Genomic DNA, 15575 nt, shown 5'->3' with positions numbered 1-15575 from the left:
CTCGACAGTCAAAGCGTGCGAGGGCTGGCGACATGAACGCGATCACCCGGCAGATCACCCAGGAGCAGCGTCGTCTGGCTGCTGTGAACCGTTGGTTTGCGCTGTATGACGATGTCGAGCGCAGGCGTGATTGCCCAAGTAGCCACTACGAAGAGTTGCTTCGCCAGGTCGACGAGATGGACCGCTTGGAGCTTATCGACTGGTGCGAATGGCGAGATCTGCGGCGGCTCGCCGACCGGGCCTTTCTCAAAGCCATTGCCGGCGCGGACTACCATCCCGTTTGACACCCACCCATATCGACGACAACGCTCACGAAGATTGGCATCATCGATCAGGGAGGTAGCCTCCGATGGCCAGCGCTGCCGAAGAGCAGCCAAGTGGGTCAGGCCCTGCGGAAGGTTGCCAAGGTATTGGCCGGAATTCGGGTCGATCATTTCCGAGTAGATACCTACCCCCCCCGCGATAGCCCCCGCAATGCTTCTGCGTGCGCGGTTCGTGCACGATGTTGCAGCTGATCACGGGCATCGTTGCCGACGCCGGGAGGCGAATTCTTGTAGCCAGGGAGGTCGACCGGGCGCACGCAATCGCCTGTTGCCCCGTCCAGGGTGTAAAACACTCGTGGCCCATGTTCATCCAGCCTACGCAGCAACCAGGTGAAGGCAGCCTTGGCTTCCGGCTGTGCGCCGATGCTCAGGAACGCTTCGATGGTGTAGCCGGCATCACGGATCCAGGCGAATAGATTGTCGTAATTTTTGCTCCCACCAGTTCGCTCAGGCAGTGATGAAGTGGCTGCCGTCATCGAACCACTGGGAGAGGACAGTAGCAGCTGAGGGCCAAAACGTTCCGGACTAACAAGTGCTTGTAAGGCCCGTCGTAGACAAGGCCCTTAGACCACTGACACCATTCCCTGTGTGAGCCATCGATTCGTTCATCGATTAAGTTCAATGGCTGTATCACCAGCGGTTCATCTCGACCCTCCCCAGGTGTCTGGTACTGTGTGGGACACACTTGTAGAGCGCCTGGTTGGGGCAGAGAAAATGGAGGGAATTTAGGATTGTCATGGGAATCTCATACAAAGCGAGAGACATGGGATCTATTTGATCCCTATGACCACCCTCGACTGAACAAGAACAACAGGGGGCTTGTATGAGTTGTTTGATCTGCGCCGGACAGGCTGAGTCCGTCGAATGTACCAGTGGCTGGGAAGAGCGAAGCTGCTCTCTATGCGGTTGCTACCGGATGTCCCAGTCGCTCATTCTGCTAATGATGGAAGAGGGTCAGATTTTCGATACCGAGCGGATGCGGGAATGGCTTGTGTCCCGGCGCCATGTGATGCCAGTTCCCAGCATTGATCATGGTCAGGCGATATTGAGGCTCTAATCGGCGGGAATGATCGAGATCTTGCCATTGCGCTCGACGATGGCAAATTTGACCTGCTGGATGTTTTCAATACCTTGGCTGTTCCTTGCCGACTCGAGAATGTCGTCTTCCGTGAGGCGCGCGCGGCGCATTCGATGATGCAGAAATTGCCCGTTCTCCACGATCAAGGTAGCGTGCCCATCCAGAAGCCGCGCCAAGGGCTTGGAGTTAAGCTTTGCCAACGACAGCCCAACATCGAGGACGATCAGCGTAGCAATGACCAGCATGGCGTTGGTGAATGAAAAGTCTTCACCCAGCAGTGCCTGCTGAGTCGCCTCCCCAATGATCAGCAGCAAGACGAAGTCGAAGGTGGTCAGGTCAGCCAGTGAGCGGCGTCCGGCTATGCGGAACAGCACCATGAGGGCCACATACATCCCGGCTGCGCGGAGTATCGAATCCATGACGCGTCCCTATGGGTAGAGGAATGTAGAAAAGTGGACAGCGCTTTGGGGGCCTGTCCTGACGACGCCCTCCAAGGTACCCACGTGATCACTTCGAAGCGTCAGGTACAAGGTGGCCACGCCGTCTTTGCTGGTACCCAGTTGCAGCAACAGGGCAAGGCCATGCGACATCGAAAGTTGCGGTTCCGGCTGCATCGTCTCGATACTGGCTGCGCGCAGTAAAGAGCCCTCAAGCTCTACCTTGACCGGCTGACCGGGCTCTCCTCGAACCGTTATGTAGAGGTTGTCGGTCGTGCCGCTGCGACTGAGGCGCTGATACTCGACTTTGACACGACCATCCTGGCTTACCACTTCAGCATCACTGAGCGGGCCGTTGCCAAAGAGCCCTGCCAAGGCGAGCAGGACGACAATGACGAGCAGATACCAGCCAACGCGCTCGAAGCGCCAGACGCGTTGTTGCATCGACATGTCTTCTTGAACAGGATTGCGCCTGGACGCCCATTCGTCTTCCGGCATGATCACTTGCCCTCAGGCGCGCTCGCCGCGAAGCCAGCGTTGATGGTAGTGGGCAAGCCGAGTTAGCCCGAACAGCGCCCCTTGGCGCATCACATCAGCCCGCTCACCGAAGAACCGTTGGGTACGGGTAAATACGGCTACCGGTTCGCCGGCAAAGGCCCAGGCAAAGCACATTGTGCCTGGCGGTACACCAGATTCCGGTCCAGGCCCAGCTACGCCAGTGGTAGCGATCACGACATTGGCATCGCTGTCTCTCAACGCTCCCAGGGCCATTTCCCACGCTACTGCCTCGCTGGTCAGGCCGTAACGTTCGATGGTTGGGGCGCTGACGCCAAGCAAGCGCTTTTTGGCGCTGGGGGAGTAGACCACATAGCCACTTTCCAGCACCTCTCCGGTACCGGGCACCGCTGCCAGAAGAGCCACCATGCAGCCTGCCGTGCACGACTCCGCAGTCGTCAGGATCAACTGGTTGTCTTTGAGATAGCCGAGGGCGGCCAGTACCGGTTCACTTGCCATAAGAGAATCGACTCGCTTGTTCATGTGCGGTGGACGCAATCAAACAATGATTGGTTCAGCGCATCTTTGTCCATCCATCCCACGCAGTAAATCTAGCCTGAACTTTGCTCATCACTCTGGCTTCCCTTGTGTACAGGGCCGGCAGTCATCGAGTCAGCGATGCGGCCAATTCATCTGGAAAGAGGGAGAATCGATCATGAATGATCCTGTCACGTACTTCTGGATAGCCGTAGCGGCAATCATCTTGCTGGTTGACCTATGGGCGATCGTTAGCGTTTTCCGTAGCGACAAGTCTGACGCGACCAAAGTGATGTGGTCGTTGATACTGGTGGTACTGCCCATCGTCGGGCTGGCCATCTGGGGCGTGGCCGGGCCTCGTGGCATCAAGCGCGGCACCGGGCCGACCTCCCCGGAACACAGTAAAGGGTAGGAGAGCAGCATGACGAAAGAAGTCCAGCAGAAGAAGCCAGGCTCACAATCGAAGTCTGGCGGCGAAGAGGAGCGCGATAACGATGCTCATCGTCCGGATGGCTCGTCCGGTACATCTCATGACTCTACGGCGCAAAAAACAGCACGTGATCACGGGCAGCACAAACCCTGATTTCGTCTCGAGAATCAGGTCTGAGGCTCGCCTTCTGGGCGAGCCTCTTTTTCGTCAGAGGATTGGTTTACCGCCGGTGACAGCGTACCGTGAGCCACTGATGTAACTGGCCTCATCGGAGCCCAGCAGCACATAGATTGGCGCGACTTCCACCGGCTGCCCTGGTCGTCCCATGGGGTAGCTGGAACCAAAGTTCTTAACCGCCTCATCGGGCATGGTGGCGGGGATCAAAGGGGTCCAGATGGGGCCAGGCGCAACGCTGTTGACCCGTATTCCCTTCTTTCCTAGCAGTTGAGCCAAACCCGCCGTGAAGTTGGCAATGGCACCCTTGGTCGTTGCATAGGCCAGTAAGCTTGGCGATGGATCATCGGAATTGACCGAGCTTGTGTTGATGATTGAGCTGCCCTTTGGCATGGAAGGCAGAGCTGCCTTGCAGATCCTGAAGATAGCCGTGATGTTGGTGTCGAAGGTTTTCACCCATTCATCATCGTCAATTTCTTCCAGGGTCTCATGAGCCATCTGGAAGGCAGCGTTGTTGACCAGGATGTCGATGCGCCCAAACTGTTCGACGGTCTGTTCCACGATGTCGTAGCAGTGTTGTTTCTGCGCGAGGTCGCCCGGCAGCAGGAGGCATTGTCGGCCTGCAGCTTCGACCCAGCGCGCGGTTTCCTGCGCGTCTTCATGCTCATTGAGGTACGCGATGGCAACGTCAGCACCCTCGCGGGCATAGGCGATGGCGACGGCTCGCCCGATGCCACTGTCAGCACCGGTGATCAGCGCAATCTTGCCTTCAAGGCGATTGTGGCCGGTATACGACTGCTCACCACAGTCTGGGTAGGGGTCCATCTTGCGTTGTGAACCCGGAACGCTTTGCGGCTGGGACGGAAAGGGCGGGGTCGGGAAATCTCGCATGGTAGAAGCTCCTGCAGTTGAGAACGCTCTTACCGTTTCGAAGCATCGGATGCCTGTGCGTTGGGTTGAATGTGCTCCTGGCACGACGAGCGGTGCCCTACTCGAATGCGAATTGAATTTCAGGTTGCATCGTTTGTTCTACCGAACTGACCCTCTCGCGATCTTCTCGCCGGGAGACGCATTGCAGGAGGAACAAGTGCCTCGAATCATTACCCCCACGACCCCGGAACATGAAATCAGCGAACACAACGCCAGGATGTTCGGCTCCCCCAAAGAGCGTCTGGACTTCTACCGGCGTGAGATCCAGTACGAAACCAGCATTCTGGCCAACCGTACCGACGCCTACCTGGCTGCCCAATCCTTTCTGGTCATTGCATTCGTGTCGTCCATGGGTAATCTCAATCAAGGATGGGGAGAAATGTTTACGCTGATCGTGCCCGCATTCCTTGCATTGCTGGGTGTGCTGAGCTCGCTCAATGCCTGGCCTGGGATACGGGCGGCGTACAACATCATCGATCACTGGCAGCTGAAGCAAAGCCACTTGCTACGCAGCGAGCCTCTGATGGGGTTGGCTTACGATGAGTCGCCGCTTTTCTGCGAAGCTGAGACTTCCCGAGCAGGGCATCGAAAGTCGCTGCTGTTCTCGCTACGTACACCATGGATCTTTCTGGTGTTCTGGTTGCTGCTGGGTAGCTATTCGGTTTACATCCAATTGGCGTGAGAACGCTTATTCCGCGAAAGTATGGCCCCCTGAAAAGGGGGCCGGTTTGCACAGAAAAGGGTCAGTCAGCCAAGGCTTTGATCAACTGCTCATTGAAGGCCGGAATATCGTCCGGTTTGCGGCTGGTGATCAGGTTGCCATCCACCACTACTTCTTCATCAACCCAGTTACCGCCTGCATTGCGAATATCGTCCTGCAGCGTCTTGTAGCTGGTCATCCGCTTGCCCTGGGCCAAGCCGGTCGACACCAGCAGCCAGGCGCCGTGGCAGATGACCGCCAATGGCTTGCTTGCCGAGTTATGGCTTTTCACCAGCTTTTGAGCGCCGGGTATCAGCCGGATGGTGTCGGAATTCTGCACGCCGCCCGGCAGCACAAGGGCGTCGTAGAGATCCAGGTGGGCACTGTCGAACGTCGCATCCACTGCAAATTCGTCGGCGGGCTTGTCATGGTTCCAGCCGCGTACCGTCCCTTCCTTGTCACTCAGGATGTCGACCACGGCACCATTTTTTTCCAGGGCTTTACGCGGGCCGGTCAGTTCGACTTGTTCAAAACCATCGGTGACCAGGAAGGCCACGCGCTTGCCACTCAGTTGTGCATTCATTGATGAGTCTCCGTTTTCCGATGGACCTGAAAGAGGAGGCCATCTGTCAAGCTCGAAGTTCAAAGACGATTTTATGAATCGCTGGTTCCGCGTCGTATTTCGCCGCCTGGCTTTTCAATTGAATTTTTCTCGTCCATCTCCCCTCACAGACGCATGAGTGAAAAGGGAGAGACTCACGTGGCTGGACAGCAACTGTACGTAATCGACTACACGCTTCATGACGAAAGCCGAACGTTCATCATCCGTCTGGAAAAAATGGACAACGCCGCTGCCTGGCATTGGGCAAGCTGCGACGCAGGGGTCGGCATCATTCCCAGATTCAGTCAGCAGAACATCAAGATGGTCAGCCGGCCCATGGCCGAGCGCTACGGGATCGAGAATGTGAAGTGGCGATTGGCAGGCGATGGTCCGGAGTTCATTGCGCCGCCTATCGCTGTTGAAAAATTTTCCGGGACGGGTGTGGGCGATTAGCGGCCTGCAGCTGTCCCAACTGACTGGAGGCTTTGTCATGCAACCAAAAACTGAAGGTCATGAAGAGCACGGCCCAAGTGGTGTGCCTTTCATCAACGATCCGGAAAAACCTACGTCACCGCCTTTGAATGACGCTGATGCCACGGATGCCGCAGAGGCTGAGGAAGACATTGAAGACGATGGCCAATCTCTCTGAGTAGAAGGAGCATGTGATGGACAACTATCACCTCAGCCCGACTTCGGAAGGTTGGGAGCTGAAGAAAGCAGGCGCCGATAGGGCCTCGAAGCGAGCTGCAACCAAGCAGGAACTGGTGAGCGCGTTGCGGGAGTTCTTTGAGGGCAAAACCGCATCGGTAAAGATTCACAAGGCTGACGGTACGCTTGAGGAGGAGCGTACCTATCCACGCTCTGCTGACCCGCGCCGTACAAAGGGTTGAACCCGATTAACGCCCGTGACCTCGGTATCAATGTCGGGGGCACTAACGGCTTGTATCTTTGGTTGCTAGCCAGCTTCCTGATGGGCACGGGCCGCATTCTCTACCAGCTGCTCGGCGGGCTTTTCAGGATCGATTTCGCACTGGCTGCCCATGGCTCGGTATTCCTTGCGTAGGTTATGAATTTGCCGATTGTCGAGCGCTTCGAGATCGAGCACCGACTGGTGTGCCGATTGGGTAGCCCTGATCAGCTCGTCCAGCTTCACATGGATAATGTCGTTATCACGATTTTGAGTGTTCTGGATGAGGAACACCATGAGAAACGTGATGATGGTGGTGGATGTATTTACGATGAGCTGCCAAGTATCGTTGTAGTGAAACCAGGGCCCGGAGGCTGCCCACATGGCGATCAACACCACGGCGATCAGGAAAGTGCTTGGCTTGCCCGCGTGGTTGGAAAGCCATTGGCAAAATTGTGCGAATTTCATTTTTTTGCATCTCCACAACTGTCTAAAAGCTCTGACCACGGCGATGAGTGGAAATCTTTTTTTACATTTTGTCGGGGCGTCAGGCGGACGAAGTAAGCGCAGCGGAACGACATGAAGTGACGAAACGTCGAATTTTAGTCGATACCTATTTTGCAGGCCCCTGCGCACATGACCTTTATTGTCTGGTTCGCCATGCTGGGCGCAGTCTTGCTGCTACTCGCGCTCTCATCTTCCTATTTGCGTTGGATACCTGTTACGTCCTCGGTGGTATGCCTTGGTCTAGGCATTGCGCTGGGTTCGCCCGGGCTGAGCTTCCTCCAGCTTGATGTCGCCCAGTCGAGCGGCTGGATGGAGCATCTGACCGAAGTCGCCGTGTTGTTTTCGCTGTTCTTCAGCGGCCTGAAGCTGCGCCTGCCCTTGGGTAACCGCAGATGGTGGGGGGCCTTCTACCTGGCTGGGCCGGTGATGGTGATCTGCATCGCTGGCGTAGCTCTGGTGGCGCACTACGGCCTGAATCTGGGGTGGGGTATCTCGGTAATGATCGGGGCTATTCTCGCGCCTACTGACCCAGTCCTGGCGACCCTGGTACAGGTGGTCGATGCCCAGGATGATGATGCTGTTCGTTTCAGCTTGTCTGGCGAGGCCGGGCTGAACGATGGGGTGGCTTTTCCATTCGTCATGCTCGGGTTGTTCCTTCAGCAGAACACAGGGGCGCCGTGGCTGGGCGATTGGCTACTCAAAGACATGTTATGGGCCGTGACTGCTGGCCTGCTGTGCGGCTACTGGATGGGGCGTGGTCTGGGCAAGCTCACGCTGTTCCTGCGCCTGCGTAACGACGACAGTACGGTGTCACCCAACGACTACCTGGCCCTGGCACTGATCGCGCTCGCTTACGTGATCGCCGAGTCGATCCAGGCCTATGGGTTCCTGGCGGTCTTTGCTGCTGGGCTGGGCCTGCGCCAGGCCGAAGTGCAGACGTCTACCAATCCGGATGCTCCGGCTGCGGAGCATCTGGTGCAGCCAGTGGTGGGGCACCAGCACGTGGCGCCAGAATTGGCCGTAAAAGGTGATGTGCAAGGGCTTGATGATTCCCAGGTGGCTGCCGGGATCATGCTGGGAGACATGCTCGCATTTGGCAGCCTGGTTGAACGGGCGCTGGAGGTCTTTCTAGTGACCTTGCTCGGCGTTGTGCTGGTCGCCCATTGGGATTGGCGGGCTCTGATCATTGCCGGGTCGCTGTTCCTGGTGCTCCGGCCTCTGAGCGTCATGCTGATGCCGTTCCGGGGAATGCTGGATGCGAGGCAGCGTGGGCTGCTGGGGTGGTTCGGCATTCGAGGCATTGGTAGCTTCTACTATCTGTTTTATGCCATCAATCACGGCCTGTTGCCGGGCTCTGCAGTGGAAGTCAGCAATCTGGTGCTGTCAGTTGTGGCGTTGAGCATTTTGCTGCACGGGCTCAGCGTGCAGCCGCTGCTTGCACGTTATGAGGCGTGGAAGCGGAGCGCTCGGTGACCTCCAGGGTTCGGCGTGATCCTTAAACGCTGTGCCTGATGATGGTCGTACCAACCGTCACCGTAGACGGCTTTGCCCAAAGCCAAATCCCTGATTCGCGCTAAATCATTGCGATTTCACTGAATGGTCGCGCTAATGGGCTATGGTGAGGTTTCACAATATAAGACTAAAGTCGTAGGAGGCCGGCATGCGTATTCGAGGTGATGTTTTTTGGAATTGGTCGGATCCAGTGCTTCATCATCGGTCTCACGGCGAGAAACTGGATGACGACACCTCGATCGACGTGCAGGTTAGGCTTTCAAGGGTTGGCCAGACTCAGATGTTCATCGGGGTCTATGCGGGTTGTGGAATGGCCCGTCATGAAGAAGCCTTCGACTCTCGACCAGGCGAGTCCATGACTCGGGCCTTGGCCTGGGGCGTGGAACGTGCAAGGCGCTTGGCGACTGATCAGCAGCCTGCAGTAAGACAGGCTGCGTAGCTTTTACAAACACAGGATTTCAGCGGCGGTCGTTGTCCACAGGTAACACCAACCGCTGTTCTCAAAGCAACTCACTTGGATTTCACTCTGATTTTTCCCGAAGCCAAGCCCAACCAGCGGCGGTGTGTTCAACTGGTCTCTCAGCGCCGTCAAACACGTTTCGTTGTCGTTCCCGCTGTACCCATGGAAAAAAAGATCTTCCCGCGTCCAATCGGCTTCCCGGGAGCTTCTGGGGCAGGATTCGACCTGTACGATACCTATTGCAGGACACGGCTTGCCTTGAACCGCCCTACGCCGAGGCGGATTACGAGTGTGCCCGTCGTAACGGCCAGAACAGCGCGAGCGGGTCGAACGATGCAGAAGCGGGATCAAGGTATGTGGGACGCGAGTCGAGCCCTGAAGGGCGAGGTTCGAGGTGCGCAGGGCATGGCTGAAGGGGCGTACGTGCACCCGAGCCATCATTCCCGAAACGACCTCGGGGTTATGCCCGGACAGGCGACCGGAACTCCTTCTCGAACGTGCGAGTCATCACCATAAGGAAGCCCACGTCAACGTTCAGGATGTCGCCCATTCTCCAGGTGCGATACCTCATGAGCGTCATCAAGCATCGCCCAACCAGGGCAAAGGTAACGATTATCTGTTCTCGCAATGACCAGGTTCTTCTGGTTCGCAGGAAGGGCGCCAAATGGAAGTTTCCAAGCGGCCTTCTTGCGACAGGTGAGGCCCCAATCGTGGCTGCTGCCAGAGAGCTTTGGAAGGCGCTATCGTTGCATTGCTCGCGCCTGAACGCCGCGGGCACCCTCGAGGTTGGCGGGGTTATCCACCATATTTTCACCACCGATTTTGCTGACGGATGCAGTGTTTCGCTTGGCACAGGCATCGTCGAGTGTAAGTGGATCGGCTGGGAGGACTTGAGCTCAACCATGCTGAAGCCCACAGCCGCTGCTTTGCTGTCCCGAGATCTGTCAGCGCTTGTCCATCGTGATGATCCCGCTGCCTCGGAATAGGCATCCGACACAAACTGAACGGCGAGGTCATCGAGCCGGTCGGATCGTTAAATACCATGAAAAAGGACGTTAGCGATGAAAGCGATGACTCGAATGTTCACCGGCTTGGCTCTGGTGGGGGCCTTGGGAGCCACGACAGCATGGGCGGATCAGCCCGGCGCAGATTGGACGGTTACCAAGGATCAGGCCGAAGCCACCTTGAAAGGTGCTGGCTACACGCAGATCACCAAGATCGAGGCCGATGATGGGCATTGGGAAGGTGAGGGCATGAAAGCTGACGGCAAGCAGTATGAGTTCCAGGTCGATCCACACGACGGGAAAATCATCAAAGACGAGCTGGATAACTGATCAGGGCGGGTGTTGCTCTCTGAGCGGCCCGCGCCTTCTGCGCGGGCTTTTTTTGGCTATCGATTGTGCAAGCCAGACCTGATAAGTCGGGCAAAAGAAAGCCCGCTGCTAGGCGGGCAAGGTCTATCACACGTAGGGATAGCTAACGCTCCCATACTGCATGTGAAAAAGCCGTGAAGACGCTTCGGGGCTCCGGGCTGCCCGCATTGGCTTCTGAGCCGCACACTGGAGTTGAACATCACGCTATGCCAGGGCTCTGACCTCTAATGGTAAAGCGAGGACGTTCCCATGAGCATCGAACGCAGCATCCCCGAGCTTGAGGCCTGGTACGCACAGTACGACGACATCAGCTACCGGCGCGAGTCGCCGGATGCCTACCACCATGAACTGATCCGCACGGCCGAGGCCCTGCGAGACGACGGCGCCATCGACTGGGACGACTGACTGGCGCTCAAGGCGCTGGCCGACCAAGCGCACGTGGGGGCGCTGGAGGATGCAGTGAAGGCCCATGTGAGCGACCCGGACGCATGAAAGCGCTGAAAATCGCCACCTTCAAACATCAACGGAATCCGAAGCTGCCTGCCGGCTTTGCTGGCTTGGTTGGAGCGCGAGCGGCCCGACATCGCCTGCCTTCAGGAACTCAAGGCGGCGGATCGGCAGTTTCCGCGCAAGGACATAGAGGCCGTGGGTTACGGCTGCCTGTACCAGGGGCAGCCGGCGTGGGTTGGGCGAGCACCGCCGGCACCACTAGTGCATTTCAACCAAACCTTCATGCACAGGTGCAGTCACTACCGATAGGAGCCCAGCGTTTTCGGGCCATGGAGGTGATAAATGCACATTGTCTGCCTGCTGCGTGGCTGTTTGTGGCATGTGATGCCTGAAGGTGAATTCACCGGCTTGACCTGCCAGTGCTGCGAACGTTGCGGTGCGTGGCGGTACTGCCAGCGCGAACAAGTTCAATAGGTTGTACGTGGTCAGCCCGCAGGAACCTCGGGATAGGTCAGGCTTCTCAAGGACATTGCCTACCTGATCAGGATGCCCTCATGTTTGCCATCGACAGCAACACCCAGCCCCTGCAGGTCCTGCGGTTCGAGGATGACGGCGCGACGCCCAATAGTCGTTTCCCAGTGTTGCTCTACCGACTGCAACTTGCGCCTGCGCATGACAATGCCGGCGCGTTCGAGACCTTGTTCGCCGCTCATCAATGGACCCCGCTGTGGCGTGCCGGGATTTTCGATTACCACCATTTCCACCCCAATGCGCACGAGGTGCTTGGCGTTGCCCGCGGGCATGCTCGGATAATATTGGGCGGTGCAGCGGGTCAGGCGCTGACGGTCAAGGCGGGTGATGTTCTGGTTTTGCCAGCAGGGACGGGGCATCGTTGCATGGCGTCCAGCGACGACTTTCTGGTCGTGGGTGCCTATCCGCAAGGGCAGGAAGATTACGTCATCCAGCGACCAGAAACGGGTGCTCACCAGCAGGCGCTGGCACGTATTGCCCGAGTGCCAGGCCCCGAGCAGGACCCTGTGAGCGGAGCCCAGGGTGCCCTGGTGAGACTCTGGCAGTGATCAGAAACAAATGGAGATGGCTGCAGAGCAATCCCATCGCCAAAAGAACGCCAGGATTTCTGCTGGGCAGAAACCCTGGCGGTACCAGCTGGACAACCGACCCTCTTCCTCCTCGTGATTGCTCAGCGGCGTCGGCGTTGGGCATGAGTGATGACGAAGCCAGCCAGGAGCCCGATAACTGCTGCACTCAGCAACAAAGGGGTTCTATCTTTTGGGATTCTCCACCCACCTTCGATACTTCGCCGACCACTTGGCGGCTCGAAGAGATTGCCTGAGGACTGCTGTGCGCCAGGACTGCGGTCCAATCCCCAACGAGTAAGCCATCCAGAAAGTGCCGGCAGCCCTGGCACCAGATAGCTGGCCAAATGCGCGAGGCGGGCGCTTGCACCGACGGTGGTGCTTGCGCGAGGTGAGATCGCGCAGGCCACCATGGCCTTGGCTACCAGCTCAGGATCGTAGATGGGCCCTGGTGGTTTGAGCGCATGGCCGGTGTAGTTACCGCCATCACGAAAGCCAGGGGTATCCATCACGGCTGGGTAGATGTCACAGACGTGAATGTTGGGGAATTCTGTGAGCTCGCCCCTGAGTGCCTCAGTGAGCCCGCGCAAGCCGAACTTGCTGGCCGAATAGGCTGCGGCATAGGGTTGGGCCACCCAGCTGCCCAGGGACAAGGTGTTTATCAACGTGCCGCTGCCCTGTTTCTTGAAGTACGGCAGCGCCACATGGGCCCCTCGAAGGTAACCTACCAAGTCGGTCTGGATGACCTGCTCGTGGGCTTCAAGCGGTGTGACTTCGAAACAGCCCACCGCACCTACGCCCGCGTTGTTCACCCAAATGTCTATTCGACCATGACCAAACTCGGCAGCATGGGCAGCCAAGGCTCGTACCTGATCGCTCTGGGTCATGTCGGTGGTTATGGCCACAGCATCGGTGCCGCAATCGGTGCATTCGTCCAGCGTTTCGAACAGCGCCTGCTCGTCACGCGCCGCCAGCACCAGGCGCGCGCCTTTGCAGGCAAAAGCATGAGCTGCAGCGCGCCCTATGCCGCTGGACGCTCCGGTGATCACAACCACTTTGCCGCGCAGCGGGCCCTTGATCGGCGAGCGAGTCAGCGTTGGCGGTTCTTCGACGGGTGTAACGGGATCGTTTACCGGCGCCGTGAAGGTCTCAGTGGATTCAACGGGTGACAGCTGGAGGGATGTGCCGTCCACCAGGTTCAAGGTCAGATTGCTGATCGTGCCGACCACGCGATCAGGAAACACCGGTTCTCCTTCAGCATCCAGGCTGTCGTAGATGAACCGGTTGCCTTCCAGCCATCCAATAGCCGTCAGAAGCTCGGGGCCAAGGTAATATTTGCCATCCTGAAAAAAGCCTGGGAACTGGTGGGCGCGTTCAATGTTTTCAACGCAGTACCGTTCTCCTGGCTTCATGCCTGTCATTTGATCAATCATGGTGCAAGCTCCTGTGAGGTTTATACGTAGTCAGGGCCCAGCGTCCCTGATGCCGCCCCTGGAACCAGGATTACTTTCCGGCAGTTGTCCTCTTTCTGATCGAACATCTTGTAGCCCATGGCTGCCTCCTCTAAGGCAAGACGGTGGGTAACGATCAGCTCGGGCTGGAGGCGTCCGGCTTCGATGTGTTCGAGCAGCTCTGGAAGGTATTTCTGAACATGGGTTTGCCCCATCTTGAAGGTCAGCCCTTTGTCGAAGGCATCGCCGAACATGAAGCCGTGGATGAACCCCGCATAGACCCCTGGCACGCTGACCACGCCGCCACGTCGCACAGCTGCGATGCTCTGGCGCAGGGCCTTGCCGCTGCTGCCTTCCAGTTTCAAGGCCGTCATCACCGTTTCCGTGGTGCTGCCTTTGGCTTCAAACCCGACCGCATCGATGACCGCGTCCACGCCACGCATACCGGGTGTCTGGCGAATTATGCTGTCGGCCGGATCATCATCTTGCTCAAAGTTGATCGGGATGACGCCGTAGGCTTCCTGGGCGTAGGCCAGCCGGTAGTCATTGTCATCCACCATGAAGATGGTATGAGCGCCCAGCATCCGAGCGCAGGCCGCACTCAGCAGGCCCACTGGCCCGGCGCCGTAAATTGCTAGCGTAGAACCTTGGCCGATCTGGGCATTGATGACCGCTTGCCAAGCGGTAGGAAGGATGTCAGAGAGGAACAGCACTTTGTCATCGGAGAGGGTCGTCGGCACTTTGAATGGTCCGACATTGCCTTTGGGTACCCTGACGTAATCAGCTTGGCCTCCAGGGATGCCGCCATACAGATGGCTGTACCCGAACAGCGCCGCGCCGGGTGGAATGCCTTTTTTATTGATGATCGACCCGCGACCGGTATTGGTGGTTTCACAGGCAGCGAACAGATCATGCTGACAGAAGAAGCAACTTCCGCAGGCAATCACAAATGGAATCACAACACGATCCCCAACCTGCAGGTTCGTCACGTCTCTACCTACGTCTTCCACGATACCCATGAACTCGTGGCCGAAGATGTCGCCGTGTTCCGTTTCGGGAATCTTGCCGCGATAGAGGTGGAGGTCGGAACCGCAGATAGCGGTTGCGGTGACCCGCAGTATGATGTCGTCTGCGTCTTGGAGAATCGGGTCAGGGACAGTGTCCACCCTGACATCGTTAGCGCCGTGGTAGGTGAGTGCTCTCATGGTCTTGCTCCTGCATCACAAAAACGTGGGGGTATGCAGGTGAAGGCTTTCGGGCTGGCAAAGTTCAGACGAACTGGTTCAGTGGTGGTGGGATGCAGGGTTGCTCGGGACAAGTATTTCGAAACGGGTTCCCTCGAGCTCCGAGGACTTCGCGTGGATCACACCCCCCGCGGCTGAATACGATTTGAGCAGTGATGAACAGGCCTAAGCCCAACCCCTTCTTGGCGTTTTCCTCCATGAAGGCGGAGCATCGTCGCTCGGGGGCGAACACGCTGAATATCTCAGCGGGCGCTTCGATGAAATCTGACAATCGCATGGCCAGCGTATTCGAAGACTGTACACGTCAGGTAGCCTCAGGAGACAAAGCGTAACCCCCATTGCGACCACGTGACTGTGTCTGTTGTCGAAAACTCAAGGGAAAAAATTGATAACCGCGTCTTGGGCTAGTGCTCTATCGCTGCGAGCGCAAGTTCATTTGCGATGACGTCCCGAAGCTTGGTCATTGGCCAAGGTTTGGAAAGAAATACTGCGATTCGCGGCCCTGGTCTTTGCTGGCTGGCAGTTCAGGCAAGATCGACCCCATTGAGCATACCCGGGGTTTGAACGTCGATGAGCATCAGATCCCACCGGTGGTTCGCCAATTCGTCGCGTCCTTCGTCTGCCGTGGCCACGGCCTTAATCACGGCCCTTGATCCTCCAGGTAATAAGACAACAGTTCTCGAATCAGGGGGGCGTCCTCGACAATGAGAACGTTTGGGCAGGCAAGTTGGCAATTCTCGAATGGGGTCATGTTGGCATCTCTAGAGCGCCTGCTGGATAGGAGTGACATTCAAGTCTACTCGCCACGCACGCGTGAGGCTGGAGCGCGCCGAGGTTCCGACAGCGTTGTTCATCCAAAAATTCAATGG

General features: G+C 57.5%; 22 protein-coding genes and 2 pseudogenes. 15 read left to right on the top strand and 9 right to left on the bottom strand.

Annotated elements, in window-relative coordinates:
* The first annotated feature begins 32 nt into the window (after nt 1-32).
* Nucleotides 33-284, top strand: coding sequence for a hypothetical protein (locus ACLEJU_RS11330; protein ID WP_435422216.1), 252 nt, complete (start codon nt 33-35; stop codon nt 282-284).
* Nucleotides 285-448: 164 nt separating this feature from the next.
* Here ACLEJU_RS11330 and ACLEJU_RS11325 read toward each other — a convergent pair whose 3' ends face one another.
* The 4 genes from ACLEJU_RS11325 to ACLEJU_RS11310 form a co-directional block, all read right to left on the bottom strand.
* Nucleotides 449-799 carry a glycoside hydrolase family 15 protein gene (locus tag ACLEJU_RS11325; protein WP_435422217.1) on the bottom strand — a complete coding sequence of 117 codons (351 nt, stop codon included), beginning with the start codon at nt 797-799 and terminating at the stop codon, nt 449-451.
* Between the two features lie 577 nt (nt 800-1376).
* Nucleotides 1377-1820: a DUF421 domain-containing protein gene (locus tag ACLEJU_RS11320; RefSeq protein ID WP_435422218.1), complete on the bottom strand. Its 444-nt coding sequence runs from the start codon at nt 1818-1820 to the stop codon at nt 1377-1379.
* 9 nt (nt 1821-1829) lie between these two features.
* Nucleotides 1830-2336 carry a hypothetical protein gene (locus ACLEJU_RS11315; protein ID WP_435422219.1) on the bottom strand — a complete coding sequence of 169 codons (507 nt, stop codon included), beginning with the start codon at nt 2334-2336 and terminating at the stop codon, nt 1830-1832.
* Nucleotides 2337-2348: 12 nt separating this feature from the next.
* Entirely contained in the window at nt 2349-2852 is a 504-nt protein-coding gene (locus ACLEJU_RS11310) for a CinA family protein (protein WP_435422311.1), read from the bottom strand.
* 196 nt (nt 2853-3048) lie between these two features.
* Here ACLEJU_RS11310 and ACLEJU_RS11305 point away from each other — a divergent pair, with 196 nt between their 5' ends.
* Nucleotides 3049-3282 carry a PLD nuclease N-terminal domain-containing protein gene (locus ACLEJU_RS11305; protein WP_100773779.1) on the top strand — a complete coding sequence of 78 codons (234 nt, stop codon included), beginning with the start codon at nt 3049-3051 and terminating at the stop codon, nt 3280-3282.
* Between the two features lie 9 nt (nt 3283-3291).
* Entirely contained in the window at nt 3292-3453 is a 162-nt protein-coding gene (locus ACLEJU_RS11300; RefSeq protein WP_435422220.1) for a hypothetical protein, read from the top strand.
* 54 nt (nt 3454-3507) lie between these two features.
* Here ACLEJU_RS11300 and ACLEJU_RS11295 read toward each other — a convergent pair whose 3' ends face one another.
* Nucleotides 3508-4365: an SDR family oxidoreductase gene (locus tag ACLEJU_RS11295; RefSeq protein WP_435422221.1), complete on the bottom strand. Its 858-nt coding sequence runs from the start codon at nt 4363-4365 to the stop codon at nt 3508-3510.
* A 196-nt stretch (nt 4366-4561) separates the two neighbouring features.
* On the opposite strand from ACLEJU_RS11295, the gene ACLEJU_RS11290 reads away from it, so the two are divergent.
* Entirely contained in the window at nt 4562-5086 is a 525-nt protein-coding gene (locus ACLEJU_RS11290; RefSeq protein WP_435422222.1) for a hypothetical protein, read from the top strand.
* 61 nt (nt 5087-5147) lie between these two features.
* On the opposite strand, the gene ACLEJU_RS11285 is transcribed toward ACLEJU_RS11290, so the two are convergent.
* On the bottom strand, nt 5148-5687 hold the full coding sequence (locus ACLEJU_RS11285) for a type 1 glutamine amidotransferase domain-containing protein (RefSeq protein WP_435422223.1): 540 nt from the start codon (nt 5685-5687) through the stop codon (nt 5148-5150).
* Nucleotides 5688-5864: 177 nt separating this feature from the next.
* Between ACLEJU_RS11285 and ACLEJU_RS11280 the strand changes: the two genes are divergently transcribed.
* Genes ACLEJU_RS11280 through ACLEJU_RS11270 form a run of 3 tightly spaced genes read left to right on the top strand, consistent with a single transcriptional unit; the run spans nt 5865 to nt 6595 of the window.
* The gene (locus tag ACLEJU_RS11280) at nt 5865-6158 is read left to right on the top strand and encodes a DUF6555 family protein (protein ID WP_435422224.1); all 294 of its coding nucleotides are present in this window, start codon (nt 5865-5867) and stop codon (nt 6156-6158) included.
* Between the two features lie 37 nt (nt 6159-6195).
* Complete coding sequence (locus ACLEJU_RS11275) at nt 6196-6354, top strand: hypothetical protein (RefSeq protein ID WP_177328449.1); 159 nt, start codon at nt 6196-6198, stop codon at nt 6352-6354.
* 16 nt (nt 6355-6370) lie between these two features.
* Nucleotides 6371-6595, top strand: coding sequence for a DUF2188 domain-containing protein (locus ACLEJU_RS11270; protein WP_435422225.1), 225 nt, complete (start codon nt 6371-6373; stop codon nt 6593-6595).
* Between the two features lie 65 nt (nt 6596-6660).
* Here ACLEJU_RS11270 and ACLEJU_RS11265 read toward each other — a convergent pair whose 3' ends face one another.
* Entirely contained in the window at nt 6661-7080 is a 420-nt protein-coding gene (locus tag ACLEJU_RS11265) for a low affinity iron permease family protein (protein ID WP_435422226.1), read from the bottom strand.
* A 168-nt stretch (nt 7081-7248) separates the two neighbouring features.
* Between ACLEJU_RS11265 and ACLEJU_RS11260 the strand changes: the two genes are divergently transcribed.
* The 8 genes and pseudogenes from ACLEJU_RS11260 (at nt 7249) to ACLEJU_RS11225 (ending at nt 11993) form a co-directional block, all read left to right on the top strand.
* Nucleotides 7249-8592, top strand: coding sequence for a cation:proton antiporter (locus ACLEJU_RS11260; RefSeq protein ID WP_435422227.1), 1344 nt, complete (start codon nt 7249-7251; stop codon nt 8590-8592).
* A 187-nt stretch (nt 8593-8779) separates the two neighbouring features.
* Complete coding sequence (locus ACLEJU_RS11255) at nt 8780-9070, top strand: hypothetical protein (protein WP_435422228.1); 291 nt, start codon at nt 8780-8782, stop codon at nt 9068-9070.
* Nucleotides 9071-9660: 590 nt separating this feature from the next.
* Nucleotides 9661-10077: an NUDIX domain-containing protein gene (locus ACLEJU_RS11250; protein ID WP_435422229.1), complete on the top strand. Its 417-nt coding sequence runs from the start codon at nt 9661-9663 to the stop codon at nt 10075-10077.
* Nucleotides 10078-10152: 75 nt separating this feature from the next.
* A complete protein-coding gene (locus tag ACLEJU_RS11245; protein ID WP_435422230.1) occupies nt 10153-10425 on the top strand; it encodes a PepSY domain-containing protein in 273 nt (90 codons plus the stop codon).
* Between the two features lie 288 nt (nt 10426-10713).
* A pseudogene (locus tag ACLEJU_RS11240) lies at nt 10714-10956 on the top strand (hypothetical protein).
* Nucleotides 10953-11160, top strand: a pseudogene (locus ACLEJU_RS11235) (endonuclease/exonuclease/phosphatase family protein); the annotation flags it as partial. The pseudogenes ACLEJU_RS11240 and ACLEJU_RS11235, both read left to right, overlap by 4 nt.
* A 96-nt stretch (nt 11161-11256) precedes the next feature.
* Nucleotides 11257-11388 carry a PSPA7_2676 family Cys-rich small protein gene (locus tag ACLEJU_RS11230; RefSeq protein ID WP_435422231.1) on the top strand — a complete coding sequence of 44 codons (132 nt, stop codon included), beginning with the start codon at nt 11257-11259 and terminating at the stop codon, nt 11386-11388.
* An 80-nt stretch (nt 11389-11468) separates the two neighbouring features.
* Entirely contained in the window at nt 11469-11993 is a 525-nt protein-coding gene (locus ACLEJU_RS11225; protein WP_435422232.1) for a cupin domain-containing protein, read from the top strand.
* A 122-nt stretch (nt 11994-12115) separates the two neighbouring features.
* On the opposite strand, the gene ACLEJU_RS11220 is transcribed toward ACLEJU_RS11225, so the two are convergent.
* Both ACLEJU_RS11220 and ACLEJU_RS11215 read right to left on the bottom strand, forming a co-directional pair.
* On the bottom strand, nt 12116-13444 hold the full coding sequence (locus ACLEJU_RS11220; protein WP_435422233.1) for an SDR family oxidoreductase: 1329 nt from the start codon (nt 13442-13444) through the stop codon (nt 12116-12118).
* A gap of 20 nt (nt 13445-13464) precedes the next feature.
* The gene (locus tag ACLEJU_RS11215; protein ID WP_435422234.1) at nt 13465-14667 is read right to left on the bottom strand and encodes a zinc-dependent alcohol dehydrogenase; all 1203 of its coding nucleotides are present in this window, start codon (nt 14665-14667) and stop codon (nt 13465-13467) included.
* Nucleotides 14668-15575: the final 908 nt, after the last annotated feature.

This window comes from Pseudomonas sp. SMN11 (genome assembly GCF_052041945.1).
In the GTDB taxonomy this organism is placed as follows: domain Bacteria; phylum Pseudomonadota; class Gammaproteobacteria; order Pseudomonadales; family Pseudomonadaceae; genus Aquipseudomonas.
Note: the sequence above shows the minus strand (reverse complement) of the source record. Positions and strands in the feature narration are given on the sequence as shown.

Excerpts from the sequence above, each read along its gene's own strand:
- ACLEJU_RS11330 (WP_435422216.1), top strand. The coding sequence starts at position 33 with ATGAACGCGATCACCCGGCAGATCACCCAGGAGCAGCGTCGTCTGGCT.
- ACLEJU_RS11325 (WP_435422217.1), bottom strand. The coding sequence starts at position 799 with ATGACGGCAGCCACTTCATCACTGCCTGAGCGAACTGGTGGGAGCAAA.
- ACLEJU_RS11320 (WP_435422218.1), bottom strand. The coding sequence starts at position 1,820 with ATGGATTCGATACTCCGCGCAGCCGGGATGTATGTGGCCCTCATGGTG.
- ACLEJU_RS11315 (WP_435422219.1), bottom strand. The coding sequence starts at position 2,336 with ATGCCGGAAGACGAATGGGCGTCCAGGCGCAATCCTGTTCAAGAAGAC.
- ACLEJU_RS11310 (WP_435422311.1), bottom strand. The coding sequence starts at position 2,852 with ATGGCAAGTGAACCGGTACTGGCCGCCCTCGGCTATCTCAAAGACAAC.
- ACLEJU_RS11305 (WP_100773779.1), top strand. The coding sequence starts at position 3,049 with ATGAATGATCCTGTCACGTACTTCTGGATAGCCGTAGCGGCAATCATC.
- ACLEJU_RS11300 (WP_435422220.1), top strand. The coding sequence starts at position 3,292 with ATGACGAAAGAAGTCCAGCAGAAGAAGCCAGGCTCACAATCGAAGTCT.
- ACLEJU_RS11295 (WP_435422221.1), bottom strand. The coding sequence starts at position 4,365 with ATGCGAGATTTCCCGACCCCGCCCTTTCCGTCCCAGCCGCAAAGCGTT.
- ACLEJU_RS11285 (WP_435422223.1), bottom strand. The coding sequence starts at position 5,687 with ATGAATGCACAACTGAGTGGCAAGCGCGTGGCCTTCCTGGTCACCGAT.
- ACLEJU_RS11275 (WP_177328449.1), top strand. The coding sequence starts at position 6,196 with ATGCAACCAAAAACTGAAGGTCATGAAGAGCACGGCCCAAGTGGTGTG.
- ACLEJU_RS11270 (WP_435422225.1), top strand. The coding sequence starts at position 6,371 with ATGGACAACTATCACCTCAGCCCGACTTCGGAAGGTTGGGAGCTGAAG.
- ACLEJU_RS11265 (WP_435422226.1), bottom strand. The coding sequence starts at position 7,080 with ATGAAATTCGCACAATTTTGCCAATGGCTTTCCAACCACGCGGGCAAG.
- ACLEJU_RS11260 (WP_435422227.1), top strand. The coding sequence starts at position 7,249 with ATGACCTTTATTGTCTGGTTCGCCATGCTGGGCGCAGTCTTGCTGCTA.
- ACLEJU_RS11255 (WP_435422228.1), top strand. The coding sequence starts at position 8,780 with ATGCGTATTCGAGGTGATGTTTTTTGGAATTGGTCGGATCCAGTGCTT.
- ACLEJU_RS11250 (WP_435422229.1), top strand. The coding sequence starts at position 9,661 with ATGAGCGTCATCAAGCATCGCCCAACCAGGGCAAAGGTAACGATTATC.
- ACLEJU_RS11245 (WP_435422230.1), top strand. The coding sequence starts at position 10,153 with ATGAAAGCGATGACTCGAATGTTCACCGGCTTGGCTCTGGTGGGGGCC.
- ACLEJU_RS11230 (WP_435422231.1), top strand. The coding sequence starts at position 11,257 with ATGCACATTGTCTGCCTGCTGCGTGGCTGTTTGTGGCATGTGATGCCT.
- ACLEJU_RS11225 (WP_435422232.1), top strand. The coding sequence starts at position 11,469 with ATGTTTGCCATCGACAGCAACACCCAGCCCCTGCAGGTCCTGCGGTTC.
- ACLEJU_RS11220 (WP_435422233.1), bottom strand. The coding sequence starts at position 13,444 with ATGATTGATCAAATGACAGGCATGAAGCCAGGAGAACGGTACTGCGTT.
- ACLEJU_RS11215 (WP_435422234.1), bottom strand. The coding sequence starts at position 14,667 with ATGAGAGCACTCACCTACCACGGCGCTAACGATGTCAGGGTGGACACT.